The organism is Nostoc sp. NOS(2021), assembly GCF_017115025.1.
In the GTDB taxonomy this organism is placed as follows: Bacteria; Cyanobacteriota; Cyanobacteriia; order Cyanobacteriales; family Nostocaceae; genus Nostoc.
Map to the genome: position 1 here is coordinate 1 of NZ_JABXKM010000171.1, position 6,535 is coordinate 6,535.

General features: G+C 40.4%; 5 protein-coding genes and 1 pseudogene. All 6 read right to left on the minus strand.

Annotated features, from left to right (window positions below; translation table 11 throughout):
• Window positions 1-2,042: AAA family ATPase (locus HWQ41_RS20430; RefSeq protein ID WP_292766734.1), on the minus strand; the 2,042-nt coding region annotated here is incomplete at its 3' end.
• Window positions 2,039-2,212: a hypothetical protein gene (locus tag HWQ41_RS20435; RefSeq protein WP_180277607.1), complete on the minus strand. Its 174-nt coding sequence runs from the start codon at window positions 2,210-2,212 to the stop codon at window positions 2,039-2,041. The genes HWQ41_RS20435 and HWQ41_RS20430, both read right to left, overlap by 4 nt.
• 331 nt (window positions 2,213-2,543) lie before the next feature.
• Window positions 2,544-4,025, minus strand: a complete 1,482-nt coding sequence (locus HWQ41_RS20440) for a DNA phosphorothioation system restriction enzyme (RefSeq protein ID WP_292766738.1) — start codon at window positions 4,023-4,025, stop codon at window positions 2,544-2,546.
• A gap of 103 nt (window positions 4,026-4,128) precedes the next feature.
• Complete coding sequence (gene lexA, locus HWQ41_RS20445) at window positions 4,129-4,734, minus strand: transcriptional repressor LexA (RefSeq protein ID WP_292766740.1); 606 nt, start codon at window positions 4,732-4,734, stop codon at window positions 4,129-4,131.
• A gap of 217 nt (window positions 4,735-4,951) precedes the next feature.
• Complete coding sequence (gene argF / locus HWQ41_RS20450) at window positions 4,952-5,872, minus strand: ornithine carbamoyltransferase (protein ID WP_292766742.1); 921 nt, start codon at window positions 5,870-5,872, stop codon at window positions 4,952-4,954.
• 165 nt (window positions 5,873-6,037) lie between these two features.
• Window positions 6,038-6,488: pseudogene (locus HWQ41_RS20455) on the minus strand (hypothetical protein); the annotation flags it as partial.
• Window positions 6,489-6,535 lie beyond the last annotated feature (47 nt).

The following is a 6,535-nucleotide window of genomic DNA, read 5'->3' on the forward strand; positions in this document are numbered from 1 at the left end:
GTATATTCATACTCATTCGGACTTTGTTTCACCAAAGGATATCTTTCTCCACCCAACTCAATATAATCTTGTTCGCAATCCGGCTTAGATGAATAATAGGTAAGCACATATTCTCTACCAATTCTGTCTGTCATTTCTGCTTCTACTTCACCCCGCCACTGAGTCTTAGTAACTAAAACTATCAACTGATTCGCTAATTGGGGAATTGTCTTAGCAATGTGTCGCCGTGAACTTTCATCCAAACTACCAAACGGCGAATCCATGACAATTGGAAAAGTGCTACTATCGGGAATCATCATCATTTTTCGCTTCTCACTCCATTCCCGTACTTTGTCAATGATGCTGGCAATAAAGGATAAACTGAGAATTTGATTCTCTCCGGTGGAAGCTGCAACTGGTGCTTCTATACCCGTGGTATTTTCTACTAATGTCAGTTCATATTTATCGCTAATTTTAGGAATGTATGGAGTTACAGAAATTTCTGTGAATATCTCTTGTACTCGCTTTTCTAGTTGCAGGCGAAATTGTTGTTCTTGACGATTTCTAACTTCCGTTAAGCGTTCGATTGCATCTTGAGTGGCGTTAATTCGTCGCTGTGCTAAAGTTTGCTTATCTTCATTCAGCTTTTGCTTGGCGATTTGTTTATTTAAACCTTCAATTTCAGTTGTAAGTTGAGCAATTTGCTGCTGATTTGCACCCTGTTCTCGATTTAATTCATCAATTTTACTTTCAATTTCATCTAACCGTTTTTGCAAACTGCTAATTTCTTCATTAGCATCTTTTCGCAATCGTTCTTGAATGTTGTCTAAATCGCCTTCAATTTGAGATATGCTTTGCCTTAATTGATTAATTCTAGTTTGTTCTCTATCAACTTCTTCCCAAAATCCTATGGCTTGCTTATCAATTTCATCTACTTGAGCTATCATCCGAATTGCAGTTTCTTCTACCGCCGAAGAACCTGCTTTATTTAACCAGGTACTCACATGAGTATGAGAATGATTACCCTCGTGTAATTCTGCACCACAAATACAGCGCTGAGAATTGAGTAAATCACTCACAAATTCCCGCGAAATTCCTGATGTTAACTCGCCGCGCTGCTTCAAATCAGTGATAATTCCGCGAAACTGGGCTGTAGTTTCTGACAATAAAACGGTATAACCTCGCGCGGAAATAACTTTTTTTAGCGCTTCCTTAGTTTTTTTATATTCTTCTTGATTCGCCGCTTTCTGTGATTCTAAATCCTGCCATCTTTCTTGCAATTCCTTAGCAGCACTCAGTTCTCGCAACCGATTACTTGTCTCTTTTTTAAAAGTTTTTTGATATTCTAACTCTTCTTTAATTTCCGTTTGCCGTTTGATAATGCGTTCACGTTCTCGCTCTATCTTTTCTTGCTGTCGTAACAGTTGTTTAGTTTCAGAATCACCAATAGCTTTTAACTCATTTTCTAGAGTTTTTTTAGCATCTCCCAAATGTCTGATAGAACGGTTGATTACTTCCACACCCAAGAAGATTTTTGTAGCTTCGGCAATTTCAGCTTTTTTATCAGAACGAACTATTTCTTCAATTCGTTCGCCGTCAAAGAAAAAATATTGATGCAAAGTAGCGGGTAAAATTTGATTAATTATATCCTCTGGTTGCTGAATTGGTATATTCCATTTACCATCATCTCCACCAACCCACATGGTTAATTGAGTTTTACCAGCGTCAAAATCACTTTCGTTTTTATAACCTCGACAGGCGCGTTTAACTCGATAGCGTTTACCTTCATGTTCCCAGCCAATCTCTACCCAACATTCTACAGCTTGACCTTTTTGAGCTTCTGCGATCGCACGCTTATTAACTAACTGCTCTATCGATGCAAATGCTGCACTAAATTTATCATATAATACCCACGTAAAGGCATTTAGTAAACTGGTTTTTCCTGAGCCATTATTCCCATGAATAATCGTCGTGTTGTGAACATCTCCACCAGCCAGGAGCATCTCTGGTGTTGTACCATAAAAGGAGCGAAAGTTGCAGAGCTTGATTGAAGTTAGCTTCATCGCACCTCTTCCTTAATAATGTCCAAAATATTATCATTTATATGGCTGTTAATCTTCTTATCTAGCCTGCCTTTTTCCAGCTTCCATACCCGCTCAATAATTTGCCGTACTTCCGGCGGGGCGCTGGTTATTGGCTCTTGCACATCATCGATATTCGCCTCTTGTGACATATTGAGTTTTGAAATATACTTTTTCTATATTTTAACTTTCTCTAGTAGTGCGATCGCCTCAGTAAAGCCACTGTTTGCGTTATCTTTAAATTTGCGAAAACTATTTTTGCAAATTTGTAATTTTCTTTGAAAAAACACTTTATTATTTAATCATTTTCTGTTATTCTTAATAAAGAAGCATCTTGATAATAATGGGATGTAAGTGAAATTTTTAACGTAGCTTACATCCCATTATCATCAAACTCATAATCTTATTATTTCATACTTAATGCTTCTTTTTTCAAAACTCGAAAAATTTTACAAAAAAATACAACTATTCTCTGATTCATCATCAAATATCTAATAACCCATATCGCTTTTGTAAATCCAGTAATTTCATTCTGGCAACGCCTGCGTTATCAGCCAAATCAGCAAACTCTACAAAACGGCGCAATTCCTTTTTCAACAGATTACGCTCAACTTCTATAGTTTCTCTATCTAAATCTGGTGGCAAAACAATCATATCAAATATTGTTGCGCGTTCCTTAGCAGGATGAGGACGCAAAACTCGCCCCCGTCGCTGGATAAATTGGCGGGGATTACCAGAACTTGATAAAATCACCGCAGTTTGAATTGCCGGAATATCAACACCTTCATCTAAACAACGAATTGCTACCAAACCTTGCAATTCACCACTTTCAAATTGATGACGCAATATTTCCCTTTCTTGTAAAGATGTTTGGGCTGTATAGGTGCTTACCTTATACCCTAAATCCACCCCTAGAATTTTAGCAACAGCTTTAAGTTGGCGTAGAGATGAACGTTGTCCCGCATCTTGTGAACCATCACTGCAATAAAAAAGAGTGTGAGTAGTTTCGCGGCGAGTTGCCATTAAATCCCGCAAAGCATTTAATTTATTTTCTGCCGCACCAATTAACCTTGCCCTTTGCATCAACAACGGCTTTAAATCTTCATTGTCTTCAAAGTTCCCCGCTTGTCCATTTTCTCGATCTCGATAAAGTAGCGATCGCCCAATTCTTTTAGTTAACTTTAAATAAGCAATACTTTCTGCTTCAGTTAACTCTACTAACACAGGATAATACAGATAATGTACCAAAGCACCTTGAGCGATCGCATCTCTTAAAGTAAACTCTGGTTGGAGAACTGGCCCAAAATAATCAAATAGAGATTGCGTACCAAAATCATCAAAATATCTCTCCGGTGTGGCAGACAAAGCCAGTCTCAACCCCACACTACGCGGTAAACTTTCTTCTAACTTGGGTGCGCCTAAATTATGCGCCTCATCCCCAATAATTAAAGTTTTGGCGGGAAAATATTTGAGTTGAGACTGAAACCCATCTCCAATTAATGTGGAGTTCGTAGTAATCACCGTGACAAACCGTTGAGAACCAGAACGCAGATTATAAATTTGCGTAGATAGTTGACTTTGCCAAGTGCGTAAATTCTCGAAAGCTAAAATGGGTTGCAAATTAAATTTTTCACATTCTCGCGCCCATTGGGTGACAAGATGGCGGTAGGGACATACCACCAACAGAACTTGTAAATTAATCTGCTGATATAATTCACAAGCGATCGCTAATGCGGTAATTGTTTTACCACTACCAGTAGCCATTTTCAGCGTCCCTCTGCCATTGTTGGTAAACCAGCTAGCGATCGCTTCTCGCTGATATTGCCGCAATTGCAGAGATGGAGGCATTCTTGGGCATCCTGGTAATGGTTGCGGAGTGTAATAACTGCCCTGACTTTCCCTTGCAATTGGTAATTTCAATCGGAAAGTGGGCAGTTGCGACACTGGATTTGGCGTCAGGTACATAAAATGTTAAGCACAAAGGTGGTCATGAACCCTAATAAATGGCCATTGGGTATTGGTATTTATCTTTCCCAGTCCCCAGTCTCCATTCCCCATTCCCTATTACTCAGTTGTAACCGCGCCAAACACCAATCAGTGAACCTTGCACCTGTACTTGCATAGCACTGACTTCAATGGGATTGTACTTAGGATTTGCTGGTTTGAGGGTAACGCGATCGCCTTGGCGATAAAAACGTTTTAATGTTGTACCGAATCCATCTACTCTCGCGGCGACGATGGTGCCATTTTTTAAATGATTTGGTTCTGCTACTGGACGCAAGAATACTACATCGCCATCAGCAATTAAATCTTCAATCATGCTATCGCCAGCTACCCGCAAAGCGTAGGTTTGGGGAGGTAATGATAAATTAGAAAAGTCTAGATGATCTATAGCATCAGTAAACGGTTCTATTAAACCACCAGCAGCGATCGTCCCCAAAATTGGTACACCTTGCTTCACACCACGCAAAACCCGAATCGTTCGCGCTTGGCCTTCAGTCCATTCTATATATCCTTTAGTGCGTAAATGTTCCAAACGACTTTGAATTGGTGCTGGTGACTTCAAATTCATCGCTTGCATCATTTGCCGAATTGAAGGCGAATGCTGGTGCGATCGAATGTATTCTCCTAACCATTCGTAAAGTTCTTGTTGAGCTTCCGTTAGACGTTCCATAAATTTGCGCGAAGTAATTATTAATGTCTCTAGAACATTAGTACTACAAAAAACTCCCCATAACAAGAGAAAAGTAAAAATATAAAAGGCAAAAGCAAGAATATTCTCTTTTCTTTTACCCATTTATTCTTGATTTTTTACAAATTCAGTAGTCAAGAGCCAGCCGCACACTCGCTATTCTGACTCCTAACTCCTAACTCCTAACTCCTAACTCCTTTCATTCTGCCCCTAAGATACTGGCAAGTAAAGCTTTCTGGGCGTGCAAACGATTTTCTGCCTGTTCCCAAACTCGTGATTGAGAACCTTCAATAACTGCCTCGGTAATTTCTTCGCCACGATGGGCTGGTAAACAGTGTAAAACAATTGCCTCTGGATCAGCAAGGCTCAATAGCTGCTCTGAAATTTGGTAAGGCTGGAAAATTGGCATCCGGTTATCTGCTTCTGCTTCTTGCCCCATACTCGCCCAAACATCAGTATAAAGTACAGCAGCTCCCTTAGCGGCTAATTCTGGATCATGAGTGAGGATAACTTCAGTTTTGTGATTAGCGATCGCTCTTGCTTGTTCTACAATCTGAGAATCTGGCTCATATCCGCTAGGGGTGGCAATTCTAACATTCATCCCCACCAAAGCACAGCCCAACATCAGAGAATTAGCCACATTATTTCCATCGCCCACGTAGGTTAAAGTTAAACCAGCAAGGGTACCAAAGCCTTCTTGAATCGTCAATAAATCTGCTAATACCTGACATGGATGTTCTGCATCGGTAAGCGCATTAATTACCGGAATCTTGGCATAGTGAGCAAAAGTTTCCAACTCCTGCTGTGCAAAAGTACGAATTGCCAAAATATCCAGATATCGATCTAACACTCGCGCCGTATCCTGCAAAGGTTCCCCGCGACTAACTTGAGTGACATTAGGGTTGAGATCGATTACTTGTCCACCCAGTTGATACATCGCCACAGTAAAACTTACCCGCGTCCGAGTTGAAGCTTTGGAGAACAACAACCCCAAAACTTTATTACACTGCAACTTCAATTGTTGTGATTTAAGTTGAGTTGCCAATTGCAGGAGTTCTTGAAGTTCCGTTGGACTGATGTCCGCCAGACTTAATAAATCTCGTCCGATCAACACTGCCATGCTTGTGATGTGTAAAGAACAATTATATATTTTTGTTGCTTTACCAGCCCTGTCAAAAAAATACAATTTTAGAACTGTACCAGATATTTTTGCGTCCAGCCCAGGATTTGAGTTAGCCAGGACTTACGCACAAGAGATCCCCCAACCCCTTTAAAAAGTTGGCTCTTAAGATTCCCCCCTTAAAAAGGCTACGGTGTAACACACAAGTAGTCCTAGAGCGAGTTTCCAGCCAAAAAAGGTAGATTCAAACTGATACAGTCCGCGAATCAAAGTAGTAATTCCCGGAGGTTTCACCAGACTTATAACCAGACCAACCACCAAGTCGAGCAATAATCCAAGTAGCCCAAGAAAGAGTTTGAGGAAGATAAGGATTTTGTTGCAATTGAGTTTTACCATCTCTTGTTGGTGCGATGTCTACGACGGGCTACGCCTACGTAGACAAGCATTGCAGTTGCTCGTCTGAAAAGGCAACAGTTGCAGGCAAATCAGGATTATCTCGTCCCTGAATCAATTGTAAAATTCGCACGGCTACAGACAAAGCCAACACAGTTAGTCGTTGGATGGCAGCAATCGACTCTAACTGGGTAGCTTCGAGATTTAATCCGGCTTTTTTGAGATGTTAGGGTATGTGGTTATAAAATATAGCAGGGGACTGGGGACTGG